Below are 19,255 nucleotides of genomic sequence, written 5' to 3'. Positions count from 1 at the left end.
CGCCTCGGCCGTCAGCCGCTGGCGCGGGCCACCCGGCGCGGGCCCCTGAGCCGCAGCGCGACGAGGAGGAAGGCCGCGCCGGCAAGGCAGGAGGCCAGCAGGAACGGCGCGCCGGGAAGGCGCAGCAACGGCTCGGCGCCCGAGACGCTTGCGAAGATCTGGGCATAGAGGGGAGGGCCGAGCACGACGGTCACGCTCGAGAGGGCGTTGAGCGCGCCCTGGAGCTCGCCTTGCGCATCCGGCGCCGTCATCGAGGTGGCGAGCGCCTGGAGCGAGGCGGGCCCCAGCGCTCCGAGCGAGCCCACGAGGATTCCAGCGAAGAGAAGCGCCGGCTGATCGGCAAGGGCGTAGAGGCCGGTGGCGAGCGCGCCGGCGAGGAGACCGATCCTGAGCGTCCGTACCTCGCCGAGCCGTCTTACCGCGCGCTTCACGACGAAGCCGTTCACCATGACCGAGAGCATGCCGACGACCCCGAGCGAGAGCCCCACTTCCTGCGGCGACCAGCCGTAGCGATACTGGGTGTAATAGGGCCAGATCGAATGCTGCGCCTGGAGCGCGAACCACCAGAGGAAGTGGGCGGCTGCGAGCACGAGGAGCGGGCCGCCAAGCAGCGAGATCCGGCGGAAGGTGGCGAACGGGTTCGCACGGGCGAGCGAGAAGGGCCGCCGGAGCCGCTCGGGCAGGCTTTCGGGAAGCACGAACCAGCCGAGCGCGAAATTGGCGAGGCAGGCGAACGAGGCAGCGACGAAGGGGAGCCGGTAATCCTGTGCACCGAGCAGGCCGCCGAGCGCCGGGCCCGCCATGAACCCGAGCCCGAAGGCGACGCCGACCAGCCCGAAGTTCTGCGCCCGCCGCTCGGGCGGGGTCACGTCGGCGATGTAGGCGTAGGCGGTGGAGTAGCTGGCACCCGTCGCCCCGGAGATGATCCGGCCGAGGAGGAGCACGAGGAGGTTGGGCGCGAATGCGGCGATGAGGAAGGCGACGGCATGCCCGGCGCTCGAGACGAGGAGCACCGGGCGCCGGCCGAAACGGTCGGAGAGGCCGCCGAGGATGGGCGAGGCGAGGAACTGGGCGAGAGCGAAGCTCATCACCAGCCAGCCGCCGATCGCCGAGGCTTCCGAGAGCGAGACCCGGCCTAGCGTCATCACGAGGTTGGGGAGGACGGGGATGACGAGCCCGAACGAGAGGGTGTCGATCCACACCAGGAGGACGATGAAGAGGAGCGCCCGCCGGTCGGCCGCGGGCGTGCGCTCCTCCGGTGCCGCGGGCCGGCTCAAGCGCCGTCGCCGAGCCTGCCGTGCAGCCGTTCGAACCCCTTGAGGTCGCCCTCGGCCAGAAGGCGCGCCTGCTCGCGCCAGCGGTCCCGCTCGGGGCGGCCCTGGAAGCTGCCGAGCCGGGCGTCGAGCGCGGCGAGCTCCGCATCCGACAGGTCGGCGATCTGGCGGAAGCGGGTGATGCCGAGTTCGGCGAGGCGGGCCGCGAGCTTCGGGCCGATCCCCTTGATCTGCCGGAGGTCATCGGGCGGGCCGTCGGCAGGCGGCGGCACGAAGGCGGCTGCGGTCTCTGGGGCGAGCTGGGGCGATGGCGCTGTCTCCACCGGGGGCGCTGTCGCAGCGGCGGGCGCCGCGGCGGGCGGCGTCTCCGGGGGCGGCACCCGCACGAGCCGGCGCCGCCGCGACGGGATGATCACGAAGACGACGACAGCCGCGAGGAAGACCAGGAACGCGAAGCCAAGGAGCAGCCACTGGTCGAGCGTCATGGTCGGAAGCCTTGAAACGCGCGGGGGGAAGCGTCAACCGCGACCGGGTGTCGGCCCTGGCGTCAGGTGGTGCGCTGGGCGCGGTCTCGGGCGTTGGTCGCCCGAATGGCCTGGCCGATCATCTCCCAGTCCTGGTCGTCGAGCTTCGTGAACTGGCTGAAGTTGCCGGCGGAGACCAGCCACTGGCCGCCGTCGATCGCGATGATCTCGCCAGTGAGGTAGGCGCATTCGTCGGCCATGAGGAAGAGGGCGAGCTGGGCGAGCTCGAAATGGTCGCCAAGCCGCCTGAGCGGGATCTGCTCCGCGCCCGTGCCGCCGCCAAGCTTCTCGGCAAGCGGGGCAGGCATCAGCCGTTCCCATGCGCCCTTGGTGGGGAAGGGGCCGGGCGCGATGGCGTTCGCGCGGATGCCCTTCGGGCCCCATTCGACGGCGAGGCTCTGGGTCATCGCTGCGACGCCCGCCTTCGACATGGCCGAGGGCACGGTGAAGGGCGAGCCGTTCCACACCCAGGTCGTTACGATCGAGAGGATGTTCCCCTTGTGCCCCCCCGCGATCCAGCGCTTGCCGGCGGCGACCGTGGTGTTGAAGGTGCCGTGCGCCACGATCGAGGCGATGGCGTTGAACGCGTTGGCGGAAAGGTCCTCGGTGCGGCTGATGAAGTTGCCGGCGGCGTTGTTGACGAGACCGGTGAGCGGCGCCTCGTCGAAGATCGCCTGCATCGCCTCGTCGATCGCGCCGGGGTTGCGGATGTCGACGGCCATCGGGGTCACGCTGCCGCCGGTCGCCTCGCGGATCTCGGCTGCCGCCTCCTCGAGCACCTGGCCGCGCCGGCCCCAGATGACGACGGCCGCGCCATGGGCGGCGAAGGCTTCCGCCATCGACCGGCCGAGCCCGGTGCCGCCCCCGGTCACCAGGATCCGGTGGCCGGCAAGCAGGTCGGGACGGAACATCGAGCGCGGCATGGCTGGTCTCCCCTCTGGTCCTGCCCGCTGCTAGGCGCGGCGCGGCGGCCGCGGCAACTGGCAAAGTGGCGCGGCGGCGCGCAGGGCGAAGGAAGGAGGAGGGAGGCGAACGGTGCGGCTGGTCGATGCGCGGGGCCTTGCGTGCCCGCTTCCGGCACTCCGCCTGGCGCGCGCCGTGCGCGAGGCGGGTCCCGGCCGCTACCGCCTGCTTGCCGACGACCCGGCCGCCGCGGTCGACATTCCGGCACTTGCCGCTGAGCGCGGCTGGATGCTCCTTGCCGCCGGCCCGGGCTGGTTCGAGCTGGAGGCCGGCCCTCAGGCGGCGGCGCGGTAGCTGCCGTCGCGGATCGCCCGCCACCAGGGCTCGTTCGCGAGATACCAGGCGACGGTCTGCGCGAAGCCAGAGGCGAAGTCGTGCCGGGGCGCGTAGCCGAGCTCGTCGCGCGCCTTGCTGCAGTCGATGGCGTAGCGTCGGTCGTGGCCGGGCCGGTCGGCAACGAAGGTCTTGAGGCTGGCGGTGGGCAGGCCGCGCGCGGCCGGCGCGTCGGGGAAGCGCCGGGTGAGCGACGGGTCCGCGGCGAAGGCATCGTCGATCGCGCGGCACAGCGTGTCGATGACGACCAGGTTGGGAAGCTCGGCGCCGCCGCCGATGTTGTAGGTCTCGCCCGGCCGGCCGCGGTCGATGACCGCCATGATCCCGCGGCAATGGTCCTCGACGTGGAGCCAGTCGCGCACCTGCATCCCGTCGCCGTAGATGGGAAGCGGCCTGCCCTCGAGCGCGTTCAGGAGGAAGAGGGGGATGAGCTTCTCCGGGAACTGGAACGGCCCGTAGTTGTTCGAGCAGTTGGACGTGGTGGTCTCGAGCCCGAAGGTGTGGTGGTAGGCGCGGACCAGGTGGTCCGAGGCCGCCTTCGAGGCCGAGTAGGGCGAGTTGGGGGCGTAGGGCGTCGTCTCGGTGAAGGGCGGGTCCTCGGGGCCGAGCGTGCCGTAGACCTCGTCGGTCGAGATGTGGTGGAAGCGGTGGGGCCTGCGCGCGCCGTCGCCGAGCCACGCCCGGCGCGCGGCCTTCAGAAGCGCGTGGGTACCGACGACATTCGTCTCGACGAACGCGTCGGGCCCGCTGATCGAGCGGTCGACATGGCTCTCGGCTGCGAAGTGGACGATCGTGTCCACCTCCCGGCTTGCGAGCAGCTGGTCGACGAGCGCCTCGTCGCGGATGTCGCCCACCACGAGCTCGGCCTTCACGTTGGCGAGGTTGGCCCGGTTGCCGGCGTAGGTCAGCGCGTCGAGCACGGTGATGCGGTCCGCGGGCCGCTCGCGCGCCCACAGGCGCACGAAGTTGGCGCCGATGAAGCCTGCCCCGCCGGTCACCAGAAGCGATCGCATGGTCCCTTGTCCTTTCCGCCTGTTCCGGCGCTGTTCCGTCTTCGGTCCTCGTCAGCGCACAGGGGTGCAGGCGTCGCCCGCCACCTTCAGCCGGTCGCAGAGGTCACCCGCCCTGACGTCAGGCCCGAGCGTGGTCCGCAGCCGCCAGAGCGGCGGACCTTCCGCCCGCTCGACGGGAGTGATGGCGGGCGAGATGCCCTTCAGTTCGGGGTGGCGCGCCGCCAGGTCGCGGAAGGCGCGGCGTGCGGCCTCGGCCGAGGAGAAGGCTCCGAGCTGGACCGTTGCACCGCCGCCGGGACCCGCGGCTCCGAAACCGGGTGCGGAGCGGGGCTGGGCCGGATCCGCCGGGTCGCGGGCGCGCTCGGCAGCAGGCGCCGGCCGCGGCGGCGTCTTGGCCTTGCCTTCCGCCTCGCCTGCCGCCCCGCCGTCTGCCCCACCGCCCGAAAGATCGGCGCCGGCGCGCGGGGGCAGGAGGTCGGTCGGCGGCCCTTCGGCCGGAAGGGTGGGCGCGGCCTCCGCCAGCGGCACCGGCTCCTCGGGCAGGCGCGCAGGGTCGATCCGCGCCTCCGGCGCCTGACCCTCGCCCGCCGGGAACAGGAGCTGACCCTGGCCCTCGACCGGTGTGCCCTCCACCCCCGGGCCTTCGGCCGGCACCCGCCACGGCCCGGGAGACTCGACAAGGGGCACGTTGCCATCGGCTGGAATGTCGACCGGTCCGTCGGCCTTCTCGGAGACCGCCCAGATCCCGGCGGCGACGATCCCGACGAGCAGCACCAGCCCGACGAGAAGGGCAAGAAGGGTGCGGCGGCCGATGAGCGTCGCCTCCGCCGTCTCGGGCTCGGCCGGCTCGAGCCAGGGGGTTGGCGCGTCCTCCGAATATGGCTGCTGCCGGCGCCCGGCTTCCCGGCGCGGAGAGGGGGCGCGAGCCATCTCAGCGCAGCGCCTCGGCGGCCGTCACGCCCATGATGGAGAGCCCGGCACGGAGCACGTGCGCGCAGGCCCGCGCCAGCGCGAGCCGCGCTGCGGAAAGGCCGGGGTCCTCGCCGAGGATGCGGTAGGCCGGGTCATCGTTGCCGCGGTTCCAGAGCGCATGGAAGGCGCTCGCCAGGTCGTGGAGGTAGAAGGCGACGCGGTGCGGCTCGCGCGCGGCGGTCGCCTGGTCGACGAGCCGGGGCCATTGCGCCATCAGCTTGACGAGGCCCCGCTCCTCCCCGTCGAGCCGGTCGAGCGGCGGCGGAGAGGGCAGGGCGAGGGCTTCCGCCCTGCGCTCGACCGAGCGGATCCGCGCATGGGCGTAGTGCACGTAGAACACCGGGTTCTCGCGCGACTGCTCGAGCGCCTTCACATAGTCGAAGTCGAGCGGACTTTCGGGCCGCTTGGTCAGCATCATGAAGCGGGTCACGTCGGGCCCGACTTCCTCGACCACGTCGGCCAGCGTCACGAAGTTGCCCGCCCGCTTCGACATCCGGACTGGCTCGCCGCCACGGAAGATGCGGACCATCTGCACGAGCTTCACGTCGAACGGAACGCTGCCGCCGGTCAGCGCCGCAACCGCCGCCTCGATCCGCCTGACGGTGCCGGCGTGGTCCGCGCCCCAGATGTCGATCATGGCCGACGAGCGCGCCGCCTTCTCGGCGTGATAGGCCATGTCGGTGCCGAAGTAGGTCCAGCTGCCGTCGGACTTCCGGATCGGCCGGTCGACGTCGTCGCCGAAGGCAGTCGCGCGGAAGAGCGGCAGCACCACTGGCTCCCAGTCCTCCATCACTTCGCCCTTGGGCGGCGGCAGGGTGCCGTCGTAGACGAGGCCCGCGGCACGGAGGCGCGCTTCCGCCATCTGGGGCGCGCCCCGCTTGAGGAGCTCCGCTTCGGACGTGAAGACGTCGTGGCGGATCCCGAGTGCGGCGAGATCTGCGCGGATGAGGTCCATCATCGCCGCCACCGCGCGCTCCCGGAACAGCGGGAGCCATTCGCTCTCGGGAGCAGCCTGGAAGCGGTCGCCGAATTCGGCTGCCAGCGCCTCGCCCACCGGCTTCAGATAGTCTCCCGGATAAAGCCCTTCGGGCACGGGCCCGACAGCTTCGCCGAGCGCCTCGCGGTAGCGGAGGTGGACCGAGCGCGCGAGCGCGTCCACCTGGGCACCGGCGTCGTTCACATAATATTCGCGCACGACGCGATGCCCGGCGAAGGCGAGCAGGTTGGCAAGCGCATCGCCCACGACCGCGCCGCGGCAATGGCCGACGTGCATGGGGCCCGTGGGGTTGGCCGAGACATATTCGACATTGACCGGAAGCGCCTCCGGGCGCGGCGGACGGCGGCCGTAGGCATCTCCGGCCGCGAGGATCGCCTCCAGCTCGCGCAGCCACACGCTCTCGTCGAGCACAAGGTTGACGAAGCCCGGCCCGGCCACTTCGGCCCGGGCGATCTCCGGCGCGCGGGCAAGGTGCATCGCAAGACGCGTGCCGAGCTCGCGCGGCGGCATGCCGGCCGCCTTCGCCAGCGCCAGCGCGGCGTTGGTGGCAAGGTCGCCGTGCGAGGGGTCGCGCGGCGGCTCGACGACGGGAACAGCTGCGTGGGCGGCAGGGAGGGTGCCGTCGGCCTCGAGGGCCGCGATGGCCTCGGCCACGCGCGATTCGATCCTCTCGAAGATGCTTGGCATCGGAACTCCGTAGGCGGCGCCTGCGTTAGCGGCTGGGACGCGCGGTGCCAACCGCGCCGGCGCCTTGCGGCTTGGCAACGCCGGGAGCCCGGTCTAGGGAGGCTCGGCTCAGGCCCAAGGGGAGTTCGCGATGGCCGGGAGGGAATGGGTCGGGTCTCTGGCGGCAGTGGCCATGGTCTTGGCGCAGGTGGCACCTGCCACCGTGGTGGCCCCGTTCGCGCTGGCCGCGGCCGCGCCGGCGGCGGCCCAGGCGCTCGAGTATGTCGAGATCCAGTGCTACTCCGAGCCCGGGCAGCAGAACAGCTGCCCGCTGCCGCCCGGCACGCGCTCGGTCAGCTTCAAGGGCCCGGACCGCTCGCTGCGCTGCCGGGAAGGGCAGACGTGGCGCCGGCGGGGGCAAAGCCTGTGGGTGGCGAACGGCTGCGGCGGCATCTTCGAGGCGGCCGTCCAGCGCGGCGGCTCGGGCGGGGGCTGGGGCGGCTCGGGCGGATCCGGCGGGTCGGGTGGCGGCTGGGGTGGCTCCGGCAGCTCGGGCGGCGAGATCACCTGCCGGAGCATCAACAACCGCGAGCAGCGTTGCAGCCTTCCCTCGCGTGGCAGCGTGAGCCTCGTGCGGCAGCTTTCCGACGCGCCCTGCATCGAGGGGCAGACCTGGCGCTCCGATGGCCGCAGCGTCTGGGTGCGTGACGGCTGTCAGGCGGTCTTCGCCTACGGCTCCGGCAACTGGGGCGGGGGCGGAGGCGGCGGCTGGGGCGGGAGCGGAGGCTGGGGCGGCTCCGGTGGCAGCTGGGGCAGCGGCTTCGCCGGCGAGCTCCGCTGCCGCAGCAGCAACAACCGCTACAACCGCTGCAACGTGGTGACGCAAGGCCGGGTCCAGCTTGTCGAGCGCTACTCCCGCGCCGACTGTGTCGAGGGACGGACCTGGGGCTACGACGCCCGCGGCATCTGGGTCGATCGCGGCTGCGAGGCCCGTTTCGCCTATGGCCGGGGCAGCTACCAGCCGCAGTTCGGCGGCAGCGGCAGCAGCAGCGGTGGCGGAGGTGGCGGCTCGGGGGTTGCTGCGGGCCTGTTGGGCGCCGGCCTCGCCGCCGGTCTCATCGCGATCCTGAGTTCCCGCGGGGAAAAGCACGACAGCAGCCGCTCGCCCTCGGCGCTCCAGGCCGATTACGGCCTGTTCCCGGCTGCAGCGCAGACCGAGGCGCGCGCCTGCATGGCGGAAGGGGCGCGCCAGCTCGGCGCATCGGGTGCCACCGGCATGCGGCTCGACCGCGTGATCACGACCGAACGGCGCGGCTCGGGCTGGCACCTCGTGACCGAAGTGACGGGCACCTGGCCGCGGGAGACGACGCGGCTGCGCATCGACTGCACGGCAACGGCCGAGCGGGTCTCGGCGTTCGACGTCTCGGCGCTCTGAGGGCGCTGCGGGCAGGAACCGACGAAGGAAACTGGGGAAGGGTTTGGCGATGGGGAAGAAGAAGGAGAAGCACGCCGGGCTGGCGCTCCCGGTCGATGATGGCGGCATGGTCGACATCGGGATCCCCCAGCCGCAGCTGAAGGCCATCACCGAGGGTCTCGCCCGGGTTCTTGCCGACACCTACACCCTCTATCTCAAGACCCACAACTATCACTGGAACGTGACGGGGCCGCAGTTCCACGCGCTGCATGCGATGTTCATGGACCAGTACAACGAGATGTGGATGGCGGTGGACACGATCGCCGAGCGCATCCGCGCGCTGGGCGCCTTCGCACCTGGAAGCTACAGCGCGTTTTCGCGGCTGGCGACCGTCTCCGAGCCCGAGGGCGTGCCCCCGGCGGAGGAGATGGTGGCCGAGCTTGCGGCCGACCACGCGACCGTCGTGCGCACGGCGCGCGAGGTCCTCGCGATTGCCGAGGCCGCCGGCGACCAGCCGACCGCCGACCTCCTCACCGAGCGCATGCAGATCCACGAGAAGACGGCGTGGATGCTGCGCGCCATGCTCGCCCGGCCCTCCTGAACCGGAGTCCCATGCGGGCCTCGACAGGCCACGGCGTCCTGCTTCGCCTTCGCCTGCGAAAAAAAGCCCTCGCGCCAAAGCGCGAGGGCCACTCAAGGGGGTCAGAGGGTACGTCCGTCTAGGTCCCCGGGGCTTTATCCGGGGTGAACGGCGTGGCGCGAAACCGGAGCGCCTCGCGCCCGCCGAGAAGCAGGATCGCAAGGCCGAACGGCAGCCAGTAGTAGGCGAGGCGGTAGACAAGGAGGGCGGAGACGAGCTCGGCCCGGCCCATGCCCGGCAGCGTCACCAGCATCACCGCCTCGAACACGCCGAGCCCGCCCGGCGCATGGCTGACGAGCGCCACCACCACTGCCACCACATAGGCCACGAGCAGCTGCGGGTAGTGGCCCCACTGCTCCGCGGGCAGCAGCACGAGGAGGGCGGCGCTGGCGAGCGCGATGTCGGCGGCTGCAAGCGCGAACTGGAGAAGCGCCTGGCCGAGCCGCGGCACGGGCAGGTGCCAGCCGAGGAGGACGAGCGGGCGGCGCCGACGGGCGCAGGCGAGGAGGTAGAGGAGGATCGCGGCCAGCACGAGGAGGCCGAGCGCGGCCTGTGCGGGAAACGGCAGGGGGGCCTCGTGCACCCGGAGGGCGCCGGGAACGGCAACCAGGAAGAGCCCGAGCAGCAGGAAGATGCCGAGCCAGTAGGTCACGCCCGCGATCACCACGATCCGGGCGATGTCGGCCGGGGTGAGGCCGGTGCCGGCATAGGCGCGCCAGCGGGCGGCACCCGCCGTGACCGGTGCGAAGCCCAGGTTGTGGCTGAAGCTGTAGGCCGAGAAGGCGCCCAGCGCGCAGCGCCACCAGGGCAGTCGTCGCCCCATCGCCGCGAGCGCGAGCATGTCGTAGCCGGAGAGGAGCAGGTAGCTGAGCGCGGTGAGGAAAAGGCACAGGAGGAGCTGGCCGGCGGAGATGGCGCCAAGCGCTGCACGCACGTCCGCCCAGGAAAGCTCGGCGAGGAGGTGCCGCAGCGCGAGCCCGGCAAGCAGGACCACGAGGGCTGCCCCGGCGAGCGAGACGGCCAGCCGGTGGCGGCGCAGACGCGCAAGCAGGCGCAGGCGCCGGCGGGGCGTCACGCCCGCGTCAGCCGCGGCCGGGGCGGCGACTCACGCGCGGCTCCCGGGGGCGATCGAGTCGAGCGCGTCGCGCAGCTCCGCGCGCCAGTGCCGCGGCAGGCCGACGAGCGCATGGGTTGCCGTGCAATCGAGCACCGACCAGCCCGGGCGACGCGCCGGGGTGGGGTAGTCTGCGGTCCTGATGGGGATGACCGGGGTGGCCCCGGGCAGGAGGCCCCGGCTCGCCGCTTCCTCGGAGATGGCGACGGCAAAGTCGTACCAGGAGGCAACGCCCGCATCGGTCCAGTGGAGGATGCCGCGCGCCGGCGTCGCGAGGAGGGCGAGGATGGCGCGGGCGAGGCTTGCCGCGTGGGTCGGGGTCCCGACCTGGTCCGAGACCACCCGCACCTCGTCGCGCTCGGCCATCAGGCGCAGCATGGTGCGCAGGAAGTTGCGGCCCTCGGCAGCATAGACCCAGGCGGTGCGGAGGATGAGCGCGTGCGGGTCAGCGGCAAGCACGGCCACCTCTCCGGCGCGCTTCGAACGCCCGTAGGCGCCGAGCGGGGCCGTCTCCGCCTCGGGCGGGTAGGGGTGGCTCTGGCAGCCGTCGAACACGAAGTCGGTCGAGACATGCACGAAGCGCACGCCGTGCCGGCGCGCGGCCTCGGCCAGCCGGCCGGGCGCCTCGCCATTGACCTCCATGGCGCGCTCGGGCTCGCTCTCCGCGCGGTCGACCGCAGTGTAGGCAGCGGCGTTCACCAGCGCGTCGGGGCGGGTCTCTGCCAGCCAGCGTTCCGCCGCCTCGGGCGCGGCGATGTCAAACGCTGCGCGCGGCGGGGCGATGACGGTGGTGCCGGAGCCGGCGAGGGCTGCAAGCGCCTGCGCGAGCTGGCCGCCGCCGCCCGTGACGAGCAGCCTCACGCGAAGACCTCGGCGTCGGCGAGCAGCGGGCTTTCCATGTCCCGTGGCGAGAGCAGGGGCGTGAGCGGGCCGTCCGGGCCCTCGAGCGGCCAGGCGACCCCGATCGCGGGGTCGTTCCAGCGGATGCTCCGGTCGCTCGCGCGGTCCCAGAGCGTCGTGCACTTGTAGAGGAAGTCGGCCTCGTCCGAGAGCACCAGGAAGCCGTGAGCGAAGCCGGGGGGAATGTAGAGCATCTCCTGGCCCTCGTCGGTCAGAAGCGCGCCGGTCCAGCAGCCGAAGGTGGGCGAGCTGCGGCGGATGTCGACCGCGACATCGAACACCCGTCCGCGCGCCACGCGTACCAGCTTCCCCTGCGGCTCGTGGAGCTGGTAGTGGAGACCACGCAGCACGCCGCGGCCCGAGCGGCTGTGATTGTCCTGCACCCATTCGGTCGGGAGACCTGCCGCGGCGAATTCGCGGGCGTTGAACGTCTCGAGGAAGAAGCCCCGGGAGTCGCCGTGGACGCGCGGCAGGATCCGCTTGACCTCGGGAATGTCGAGGCTCTCGACGATCACCCCTCCCTCCGCACCTGGTCGAGGAGATACTCGCCGTAGCCCGACTTGCGCAGCGGCTCGGCAATCCGCACCAGCTCGTCCGTCGTGATGAAGCCCTGCCGCCACGCGATCTCCTCGGGGCAGCAGATCTTGAGGCCCTGCCGCTCTTCCACGATGCGCACGTAGAGCGCGGCATCGAGCAGGCTCGCGTGGGTGCCGGTGTCGAGCCAGGCGAAGCCGCGGCCCATCAGCGAGACGTGGAGGTCGCCCGCCTCGAGGTAGCGGCGGTTGAGGTCGGTGATCTCGAGCTCGCCCCGGGCCGAGGGCTTCAGGTCATGCGCATAGTCCACCGCGCGGCCGTCGTAGAAGTAGAGGCCAGTCACGGCGAAGTTGCTCTTCGGCACCTTCGGCTTTTCCTCGATGGTCTCCGCCCGCCCTTGCGCATCGAAGCTGACGACTCCGTAGTCGCTCGGGTTCTTCACCCGGTAGCCGAAGACGCTGGCACCCGTCTCGCGGCCATCCGCCTCGGCCAGGAGTTCCGGCAGGCCATGGCCGTAGAAGATGTTGTCGCCGAGGATGAGGACCGACGGCCGCGTGCCGACGAAGTCGGCACCGATGTGGTAGGCCTGCGCGAGACCCCCCGGATGCGGCTGGACGGCGTAGGTGAAGGCAAGCCCCCACTGGCTGCCGTCGCCCAGGAGCGCCTGGAAGGCGGGCTGGTCGTGCGGTGTGGTGATGACGAGGATTTCCCGCACGCCGGCAAGCATCAGCACCGAGAGCGGGTAGTAGATCATCGGCTTGTCGTAGACCGGCATGAGCTGCTTCGAGACTGGCCGGGTCAGGGGATAGAGCCGCGTGCCGGATCCGCCGGCCAGGATGATGCCGCGTCTTCTCATGGCTGTCCTTCGCCTTGGCCGGGGAGGTCAGTGCCGCGCCAGCATGCGGAGGATGGCCGGCGGAACCCAGTCATGAATGAGGTGTCGGCGCGCCACCTCGCGGTCGGGCTGGTCGGCAGTGCCGGGCCGCGGCTTGAACACCGTGGTGCGCACCGGCACGTGGCGGATGCCTTCCTCGGGCGCGGTGTAATAGTAGAGCGCAAGCGACTTCCGCGACCGGTCGGGCGGGCAGGCGAGCGGGTCGGGCACGCCGTGGAAGCTGTCGAGGTCGGTGTTGAAGATGACGGCGCGGCCTAGCACGGGGGCGATCCGGTGGCAGCACCGCGTCATGTCGCGCGTCCACAGCTCGAGGTGACCGCCCCAGGCCTCGTCCCAGTCCTCGTTCAGGTAGATGAGGAGGTTGAGCCGGCGGATGACGTTCATCCCCTTGTGGACGTTGAAGTCGGCGTGGACCGAGAGATGCCCGCCGGCCTTGGTCTCGTGCAGTCCCCCGCCCACGTAATAGGGGTCGGCGATCAGCTTCGGGATCCCGGTGAGCGCCTCGAGGAAGCGCAGCATCGGCTCGCCGTTGAGTTCGGCCAGAAAGGCGCGCAGCCGGGGGGTGTGGATGTCCTTCGGCTGCCACTCGAACTTGAGCCGCTCCTGGGCGCGGTCATAGGCCTTGCCGGCGCCGGCCGTCGGCCATTCCGCAAGCAACGGCCGAAGCACCTCGGGGGCGAAGAAGTCGTCGAGGACGATGCTGGGAAAGGGCTCGGCTGCGATGTAGCGGTCGTGCAGCGCAGCGCCGGCGGCCTGCGCCTGGGCGAGGTCGAGCGCGACGACATCCTCCGAGAGCTGCCGAACTTCGAGAACGGGCATTGCGGACTCCGCGGCAGGTGGCGGGACAGCGTGGTTGGCGTGAAGGGGGCCCTAGCACGGTCTCGCCTCGTGGCCAAAGGCGCATTCGCAGTGCCAGAGGGTTACCGCGCACGTGCGGCAAGGCTGGCAAACAGCTCGGCGGCAAAGCCGACGTAGGTCTGAAGCCCCGCCTGCACCTGCTTCGAGGCTTGCGCAATCTGGGTCGCGACCTCGGCCCGGCGGTCGAGCGCCTCGAGCGTGAAGGCAACGGCCGCCTCGGTCGAGACGCCGCGCACCGGCACGAGCCACGGGTAGCCAAGCCCGCCGAACAGGCCTTCGAACTTGCGGCTGTAACTCACCGGCACCACCGGAACACCCGACGAGAAGGCGGCGATCGTGGCATGCATGCGCGCGCCGACGAGGAAGTCGAGCCCCGAGATGTAGGACTTGGCCGCCGACGGCGAGGGGAAGTCCGGAGCCTCGACAACCGCCGGGTAGCGCGCCTTCAGAAGCCGCGCAACCGCCGGGTCATCCTCCGAGGGGACCCCATGGGCGAAGACATGCTTGACGAGCTCGACCGTCACGTCCCCCCGCGCCAGGAGCGCCTCGATGAGCGCATGGGTGTAGGTGCGGTAGTCCACGTCGAGGCCGAACTCGTTCCGGCCTGTGTGCCCGCCGGCATAGAGCAGGGCGGAGACGTTGACGCCCACGCGCGTGCCGGGCCCCTTGGGCGCGGGCGTGTAGGGGAGCGCGAAGGCGACGTCGATTGCGTCGAAGATGGGTGCGCCGGGGGCGAGCGCGCGCGCCGCCTCGAGGCTCAGGGGATCGCGCGCGAAGACGGCGCGGGCCCGCCGCATGGCCCAGGCGGCTGCCCGGGTATGTGGCTGGCGGGAGAAGGGGCCGATGGTCTGCGGCGCGAGCACGAGCGGCGTGCCGGCCAGGATGCAAAGCAGCTTGGAGAGGATGATGAAGACGAACCGGCGGTCCGGGTAGATGTCGGTGAAGCTGTCGCCCCCGCCGATGTCGAACAGGGCGTCAAGCCGCCGCACGTCGGCAAGAAAGCCGCCGGGGCTTGCCATGTAGCGCGCGTCGATGGGGTGGATGGCGGCGAAGTCCGTGAGATAGGGCTTGCCGGCGTCGCGGAACTTGAAGAGCTCGAAGGCAAGCTCGACTCCGGCGCGGTGGGCGGCCTCGCCGAGGAGGGCCATGTTTCCGGCCGTGAGCGCGCCGACGCCAAGGTTGGCGCTGTTGTCGCTGTGCCAGATGAGCCCGATGCGCAGGGGTCGCGCCATCCCGCCTCCTTCCCCGCCGCTTTCCCCGCCTCCCTGCCCCCGCCGGCCCCTGTGGCGCTGCCGCCACCGGGGCCGGATCGGGCGGCCGGTCAGTTGCCGGCCGGGGCCGGAGCCGCCGCCGGCGCGGCCGAAGGTGCCGCTGGCGCCGCCCCCGTCGCGGGCGGCGCGGCGGGGGTGAGGACCTTCGCGGGGTCGGGCGCGCCCGGCTCTTCCTTGGGCGCGAAGCCCTCCTGATAGACCACCCGCTTGCGAACGGCCGCGACCTGGGCCTCCACTTCCTTGCGCAGCGCCTCCTGGACCCGAATGTTGCGCAGGAGCTCGGTGGCCGCGGCGCGGGCGCGCTCTCCGGTGAAGGGCTGGATGATGGTGTTGCGCACCTGGTTCACCAGCATCATCTGCCCGCCCTGGGCGGGTGCCGGGAACATGAAGAGCTCACCCGGCTTCTCCTGAAGGAGCTTGGCGATGGCGCGGACCACCTCGGGGTTCGCGCCAAGCGCGTCGAGCCGTGCCGGGCCGCGCTGGAACTCGATGCCGGCGTTGCGCAGCACCTCCTCCACGCCCTCGAGCGTCTTCACCTGGGCAAGTGGCAGTTTCTCGAGCTCGGGAGGCCGCATGAAGCGGATCTGCTCCACCTCCCAGATCTTGCGCTGGTCGAAGAGATCGGGATTCTCGGCGATGAACTTGTCGACCTCCTCGCGCGTCGGCTGCGGCACCTTGCTGGCGATATCTGCGGCGAGCGCCTGGGCCAGCAGCTGCTCGGAGGCGCGGCGTTCCTGCAGCTTGAACTGGGGCGACTGGTCGAGCTTGAGCTCGCGCGCCTTCTCGAGCAGCGCGCGCCGGGCAATGATCTGCTGAAGCGCGGCAATCTCGGCTTCGCGGCGGCTCACATTGGGCGGGATCTGCGCGCCCGCGAGCTCGGCGTTCACCTCGAGGAGCGTGATGTCGGTCCCGTCGAGTCGGGCGACGACCTGCCCTGTCGGGGCGCCTCCGCCGCCCTTCTTGTCGCCGCAGGCGGCAAGCGCGAGGGCGAGGCCGGTTGCCAGAAGCAGTGCCCGCGCCGTCCGGGTGGCGCCGTCGGCCTTGGCGCTTGCCATGTTCCCCATCATCCCTTCATCCTTTCGGGTCCTGTCGTCGTCGGGTTCTCGTCTGGTCCCGTCATGGGCCTCACGCCCCTTGTCCGGCTGCCGAGGTGGTCGCGGGGCGACACGGGGCGGCGCCTGGCTCGGACCTCACGTGCGCGGAAGCCCGAGCATCGCCCGAACCATGGTGGCGGCCTTCTCCGGCTGGCGCCGCCACAGCCGCCGCAGGATGAGCGCAATCGAGAGCGGGTACTGGAGCGGCCAGAGCAGCGGGAAGTGCCTTCGGTAGAACTTGATGCGGCTGCGCATCAGGTAGTATTCCGCAAGGGGTGTCCGCTGGCCCTTGCGCGAGGAGGAGCCGAGCGAGCCGCCCTCCTTGTGGTAGATGATGGCGCCGTGCGCGAAGGCGATGGCGAAGCGGCCGCGGTTCCTGACCGACCAGTCCATCTCCTCGAAGTAGAGGAAATAGCTCTCCTCCATGAGCCCGACGGTTTCGAGAAAGGCCCGGCTGGCGCACAGCGAGGCGCCGAGCACGAAGTCGGTCTCCTCCGCCACGGTCTTGGGGTTGAACTGGCGCGTGACCGGCACGTCGCGGCCGATGCCGCGGCTCATGCCGGTGAGCAGGTTGAACCGGCTGCCGTTGAGGCACTGCCAGTGCCCGGGCCGGTGGTAGTAGCGGACCTGGGTGCCGCACATGCCGACCTTGTGGGTCGCGTCCATCCGGGCGATGAGTGCGGAGACGGCGCCAGGCTCCACCACCGTGTCGTTGTTGAGGCACCAGAAGTAGGTGGTGCGCGAGTCGAGCAGGGCGTGGCGCAGGCCGATGTTGTTGCCCGCGGCGAAGCCCAGGTTCTCCGGGCTGGTGATGAGGGTGACATCGGCGTCGCCGGGCGCGCGCCTCGCCGCGTCCTCGACCCCGATGACGTCCACGGTGACGGGCTTCGCGACCGGCGGGGTGGTCAGGCGGCGCAGCGCGCCGGCCGGAGGCTCGTAGGGCTCCGCCCCCGAAGCCCAGGCGAGGATGCGCTCGACCGAGCCGTTCTCCGAGCCGTTGTCCACCACGATGATCCGCGGGCGCACGGTCGAGCGGAGCAGCGACTCGAGGCACTCGATCGTGTCGCGCCAGCCGTTCCAGTTCACCATGACCACGCAGAGCCGCACGGTTGCCTGCGGGATGGCCGCGACCGTGGCGGGAGCTTCCAGCTCGACCGGACGCATCGGCCTGTTCATGGTCAGGCGTTCCAACGTTCGGCGCCGAGCGTCCGGCCGGCGGCAAGGGAGCGGGCCTGGTCCAGCATGTCGATCCCTCTCAGCCAGCGGATCTGCAAGAGCACCCCGAGCCCGCGCAGCCGGGGCCCAAGGCCATGACCGCGCGGCGATAGCAGCATGCGTGGCGCGTGGCCAATCCCGGAAGCCATCACGAGCAGCGCGCGCAGGCGCCAGGTCGCGAGGCTTCCGCCATCGCGCAGGTGGCTGTGGAGAGCCTGGGCGGAAAGCCGCCGCCAGCGCTCCCGCATGGCCCGCAAGCCGGGCCGGGCCGGGTGCAGGGCAACGGCTTCAGGCGCGTAGCGGGGCGGGAAGCCGAGCCTCGTCGCGCGCTGGCCGAAGTCCTTGTCCTCCTGGGTGCCGATGCCGCCGAAGGGCCCCGCGCGGTCGAAGAGCTGCCGGGTGATGAACAGGTTGCCGGTGCCAGTGAACCCCTCGCGGGCGATGTAGCGGTCCATCCGGTAGGCGAAGACCGATTCGAACGCCTCGATCCCCGAGACCCGCCTCGGGTCGGCCACGTCGATCCGGACATCGCCACCCACATGGCCGGAAGGAGTCGCATCCAGCGCCGCGAGCCCGGCCGCAAGCCAGCCGGGGGCGGCCCGCATGTCGGCGTCGATGAACGCGAGCCGCTCGGCCCGGGCGGCGGCCACGCCCATGTTCCGCGCAGGTCCCGGACCGCGCTCGCGGCAGAGAAGGAAGCGCGCCTCGGGCCACGCCTCCTGCAGCGGGTCGAGCGGCGCGGTCGACCCGTTGTCCACCACGATCACCTCGAACCAGGCGCCGGGGGGGGCCTGGCCCACCAGCGACTGCAGCAGTCGGTCGAGAAGCTCGGGCGTGTTGAGGTGGGGGACGATGACGCTCGCGACCGGCGGTGCGGCAAGGTCGGCGCCCGGAGCGGCGAACCTGGAGGGCCGCGCCGGCGCGGGCTCGGCCCCCGCCGGCATGCCGGCGGGGCCTGGCCCGAGGGTCTTCGCTGGCCGCGTCAACGTCCGCCCCGGGCGAGCGCCGCGGAGAGCGAGAGGAGCTGGGCGACTCCCTGGGTCTGGAACCGGTAGCGTCGTTCCTCGCCCGCGTCCTCGCCCTCGCTCTGGCGCTCAAACAGGTCGAACCGGTCGGCAAGCAGGTCGAGCCGGGCCGCCAGCGCGTTCGCCTCGCTGCCCGGCAGCAAGGGCAGCAGATCTTCCGCCGAGAACCAGCCCTCGGGCGTTCCGGAGGCCTTCGCCGCTGCGATGAGGACCGGCAGGTCCGCCCGGACCTCGGGGCGCGCGAGCACGCGCTGCACGCGCGCAGGAAGGCCGGCGTTCCATTCCGCCAGCACGGCTTCTGTTCCCCTTGTGACGTCGTCGGGAGTGACCGTGCCGCGGCGGTCCTCGAGGGCGACCAAGGCTGCGCGCGAGCCGATGAGCCGCACGAGATAGGGCGAACCTGCCGCCATGCGCGCGATCATTGCCTGCGTCTCGGGCGGAAAGACGAGCCCGGTTGCGGCCTCGGCCCGCTCGAGGATGAACATCATGTCGGCCTCGGCCATGGGCCCGACCCCCAGGCCCACGATATTGCGGCGGATGGATGGCGTGAAGCCGACCAGCTCGTCGAGGTTCGAGGCCACGCCGGTCAGCACCAGCTGGACGCGGGCCGCCCGGTCGGAGAGGTTCTTGATGAGCTCGGCGACGTCGCGGCGGAAGGTGGGGTCGCGCACGCGGTCATACTCGTCGAGGATCAGGATGACGCGGGTGCCGACGATCCGGCCGAACAGCTCGGCAAGCGACCGCGGGTCGAGCGGTTCCGGTCCGAGCAGCTCGGCGAAGCTGCGGCCGTGCTCGCGCTCGTCGGCCACCGGCGAGATGTCGGCGTGGTAGAGGAGCGGGATCTGCGCGGCGAAGGTGCGGAACATGTCGTCGAACCGCGCCTCGACCCCGCAGGACCCGTAGAGCACGAGATAGCGGGCATCGCGCGCCGTCTCGGCGAACACATGGACGAGCGAGGTCTTGCCGATGCCGCGCTCGCCGAACAGCACCACATGCGCGCGCTGCTGCTCGATCGCGGCGATGAGATCGGCGAGGACGTCGGCCCGGCCGGCGAACCGGTCGCGGCTGGTGACCGGCTGCGAGGCGGTCAGCGCGTCGGCGAGCGCAAGCCTCGCCCGCTCCGGCTGGATCCGCCCACCGGGCGGCAGGAAGTCAGCCAGCTCGTCGGTCGCGGCAACCGAGAACCGCGGCAGCCGCGCGCCGGTCGCCGGCGCCTCGGCGCTTTCCGCCTGCGTTCCGCCGAGCCGGCGCAGCGAGCGACGCGCCAGCCCGGCAAGACCTGTCGGCCCGCCCCCCTCTGCCGACGCAGCGCCTGCCATCTCGCCGCCCTGTCGTTCGCGCGACACGCCCTCGTCCATCTCCGCCCGGTTCCCTTTCGTCCCTAGCGACAAAGCTGCGCCATGACAAAGCCGTGCCACGACAAATCCGCGCCCTTGACAAAGGCGGCCCGCATCTGCCGGTCGCCGCCTGTCACGCGGCTCAGTCACGGTCCAGCGGCAAGGAGGTTAATTCCTGTCACCGGCCGATTGCCTGCCAGCAGGCCTTGCGGCTAA

The 19,255-nt window shown here is 71.7% G+C and carries 19 protein-coding genes; 3 read left to right on the top strand and 16 right to left on the bottom strand.

What is annotated here, in order from left to right; all coding sequences use genetic code 11:
* Positions 1-11: 11 nt before the first annotated feature.
* From H3H34_RS09325 to H3H34_RS09315, 3 genes are all read right to left on the bottom strand, one after another.
* On the bottom strand, positions 12-1,277 hold the full coding sequence (locus H3H34_RS09325; protein ID WP_194745018.1) for a TCR/Tet family MFS transporter: 1,266 nt from the start codon (positions 1,275-1,277) through the stop codon (positions 12-14).
* Complete coding sequence (locus tag H3H34_RS09320) at positions 1,274-1,759, bottom strand: helix-hairpin-helix domain-containing protein (RefSeq protein ID WP_194745017.1); 486 nt, start codon at positions 1,757-1,759, stop codon at positions 1,274-1,276. The genes H3H34_RS09325 and H3H34_RS09320 overlap by 4 nt, the downstream gene beginning before the upstream one ends.
* A 62-nt stretch (positions 1,760-1,821) precedes the next feature.
* The gene (locus H3H34_RS09315) at positions 1,822-2,709 is read right to left on the bottom strand and encodes an SDR family oxidoreductase (protein ID WP_194745016.1); all 888 of its coding nucleotides are present in this window, start codon (positions 2,707-2,709) and stop codon (positions 1,822-1,824) included.
* Positions 2,710-2,833: 124 nt separating this feature from the next.
* Between H3H34_RS09315 and H3H34_RS09310 the strand changes: the two genes are divergently transcribed.
* On the top strand, positions 2,834-3,055 hold the full coding sequence (locus H3H34_RS09310; RefSeq protein WP_194745015.1) for a sulfurtransferase TusA family protein: 222 nt from the start codon (positions 2,834-2,836) through the stop codon (positions 3,053-3,055).
* On the opposite strand, the gene rfbB is transcribed toward H3H34_RS09310, so the two are convergent.
* The 3 genes from rfbB to argS are packed head-to-tail and all read right to left on the bottom strand — an operon-like array spanning position 3,037 to position 6,763.
* A complete protein-coding gene (gene rfbB, locus H3H34_RS09305) occupies positions 3,037-4,107 on the bottom strand; it encodes a dTDP-glucose 4,6-dehydratase (RefSeq protein WP_194745014.1) in 1,071 nt (356 codons plus the stop codon). The two genes, H3H34_RS09310 and rfbB, sit on opposite strands and share 19 nt — an antisense overlap.
* Before the next feature lie 51 nt (positions 4,108-4,158).
* Positions 4,159-5,037, bottom strand: coding sequence for an SPOR domain-containing protein (locus tag H3H34_RS09300; RefSeq protein WP_194745013.1), 879 nt, complete (start codon positions 5,035-5,037; stop codon positions 4,159-4,161).
* A gap of 1 nt (position 5,038) precedes the next feature.
* The gene (gene argS / locus H3H34_RS09295; RefSeq protein ID WP_194751905.1) at positions 5,039-6,763 is read right to left on the bottom strand and encodes an arginine--tRNA ligase; all 1,725 of its coding nucleotides are present in this window, start codon (positions 6,761-6,763) and stop codon (positions 5,039-5,041) included.
* 130 nt (positions 6,764-6,893) lie between these two features.
* Here argS and H3H34_RS09290 point away from each other — a divergent pair, with 130 nt between their 5' ends.
* Both H3H34_RS09290 and H3H34_RS09285 read left to right on the top strand, forming a co-directional pair.
* A complete protein-coding gene (locus H3H34_RS09290) occupies positions 6,894-8,177 on the top strand; it encodes a DUF3011 domain-containing protein (protein ID WP_194745011.1) in 1,284 nt (427 codons plus the stop codon).
* Between the two features lie 49 nt (positions 8,178-8,226).
* Positions 8,227-8,757, top strand: coding sequence for a Dps family protein (locus H3H34_RS09285; RefSeq protein ID WP_408033954.1), 531 nt, complete (start codon positions 8,227-8,229; stop codon positions 8,755-8,757).
* Between the two features lie 118 nt (positions 8,758-8,875).
* On the opposite strand, the gene H3H34_RS09280 is transcribed toward H3H34_RS09285, so the two are convergent.
* From H3H34_RS09280 to H3H34_RS09235, 10 genes are all read right to left on the bottom strand, one after another.
* Positions 8,876-9,871 carry a lysylphosphatidylglycerol synthase domain-containing protein gene (locus H3H34_RS09280; protein WP_194745010.1) on the bottom strand — a complete coding sequence of 332 codons (996 nt, stop codon included), beginning with the start codon at positions 9,869-9,871 and terminating at the stop codon, positions 8,876-8,878.
* 30 nt (positions 9,872-9,901) lie between these two features.
* Positions 9,902-10,771 (bottom strand): dTDP-4-dehydrorhamnose reductase, encoded by an 870-nt coding sequence (gene rfbD, locus H3H34_RS09275; RefSeq protein ID WP_194745009.1) that lies wholly within the window; start codon positions 10,769-10,771, stop codon positions 9,902-9,904.
* On the bottom strand, positions 10,768-11,325 hold the full coding sequence (rfbC, locus tag H3H34_RS09270; protein ID WP_194745008.1) for a dTDP-4-dehydrorhamnose 3,5-epimerase: 558 nt from the start codon (positions 11,323-11,325) through the stop codon (positions 10,768-10,770). The genes rfbD and rfbC overlap by 4 nt, the downstream gene beginning before the upstream one ends.
* A complete protein-coding gene (gene rfbA, locus H3H34_RS09265) occupies positions 11,322-12,200 on the bottom strand; it encodes a glucose-1-phosphate thymidylyltransferase RfbA (RefSeq protein WP_194745007.1) in 879 nt (292 codons plus the stop codon). Before rfbA ends, rfbC begins: the two co-directional genes overlap by 4 nt.
* Before the next feature lie 27 nt (positions 12,201-12,227).
* Positions 12,228-13,058, bottom strand: a complete 831-nt coding sequence (locus H3H34_RS09260; protein WP_194745006.1) for a 2OG-Fe(II) oxygenase — start codon at positions 13,056-13,058, stop codon at positions 12,228-12,230.
* A 101-nt stretch (positions 13,059-13,159) separates the two neighbouring features.
* Positions 13,160-14,329, bottom strand: coding sequence for a polysaccharide pyruvyl transferase family protein (locus tag H3H34_RS09255; RefSeq protein ID WP_194745005.1), 1,170 nt, complete (start codon positions 14,327-14,329; stop codon positions 13,160-13,162).
* Positions 14,330-14,418: 89 nt separating this feature from the next.
* Positions 14,419-15,435, bottom strand: a complete 1,017-nt coding sequence (locus H3H34_RS09250) for a hypothetical protein (RefSeq protein ID WP_194745004.1) — start codon at positions 15,433-15,435, stop codon at positions 14,419-14,421.
* A 123-nt stretch (positions 15,436-15,558) separates the two neighbouring features.
* Positions 15,559-16,626, bottom strand: coding sequence for a glycosyltransferase family 2 protein (locus H3H34_RS09245; protein ID WP_194745003.1), 1,068 nt, complete (start codon positions 16,624-16,626; stop codon positions 15,559-15,561).
* A gap of 14 nt (positions 16,627-16,640) precedes the next feature.
* The gene (locus H3H34_RS09240; protein WP_194745002.1) at positions 16,641-17,621 is read right to left on the bottom strand and encodes a glycosyltransferase; all 981 of its coding nucleotides are present in this window, start codon (positions 17,619-17,621) and stop codon (positions 16,641-16,643) included.
* 38 nt (positions 17,622-17,659) lie between these two features.
* Entirely contained in the window at positions 17,660-19,048 is a 1,389-nt protein-coding gene (locus tag H3H34_RS09235; RefSeq protein WP_194745001.1) for an ATP-binding protein, read from the bottom strand.
* Positions 19,049-19,255: the final 207 nt, after the last annotated feature.

It is taken from the genome of Thermaurantiacus tibetensis (genome assembly GCF_015354055.1).
GTDB classification, from domain to species: Bacteria; Pseudomonadota; Alphaproteobacteria; order Sphingomonadales; family Sphingomonadaceae; genus Thermaurantiacus; species Thermaurantiacus tibetensis.
Note: the sequence above shows the minus strand (reverse complement) of the source record. Positions and strands in the feature narration are given on the sequence as shown.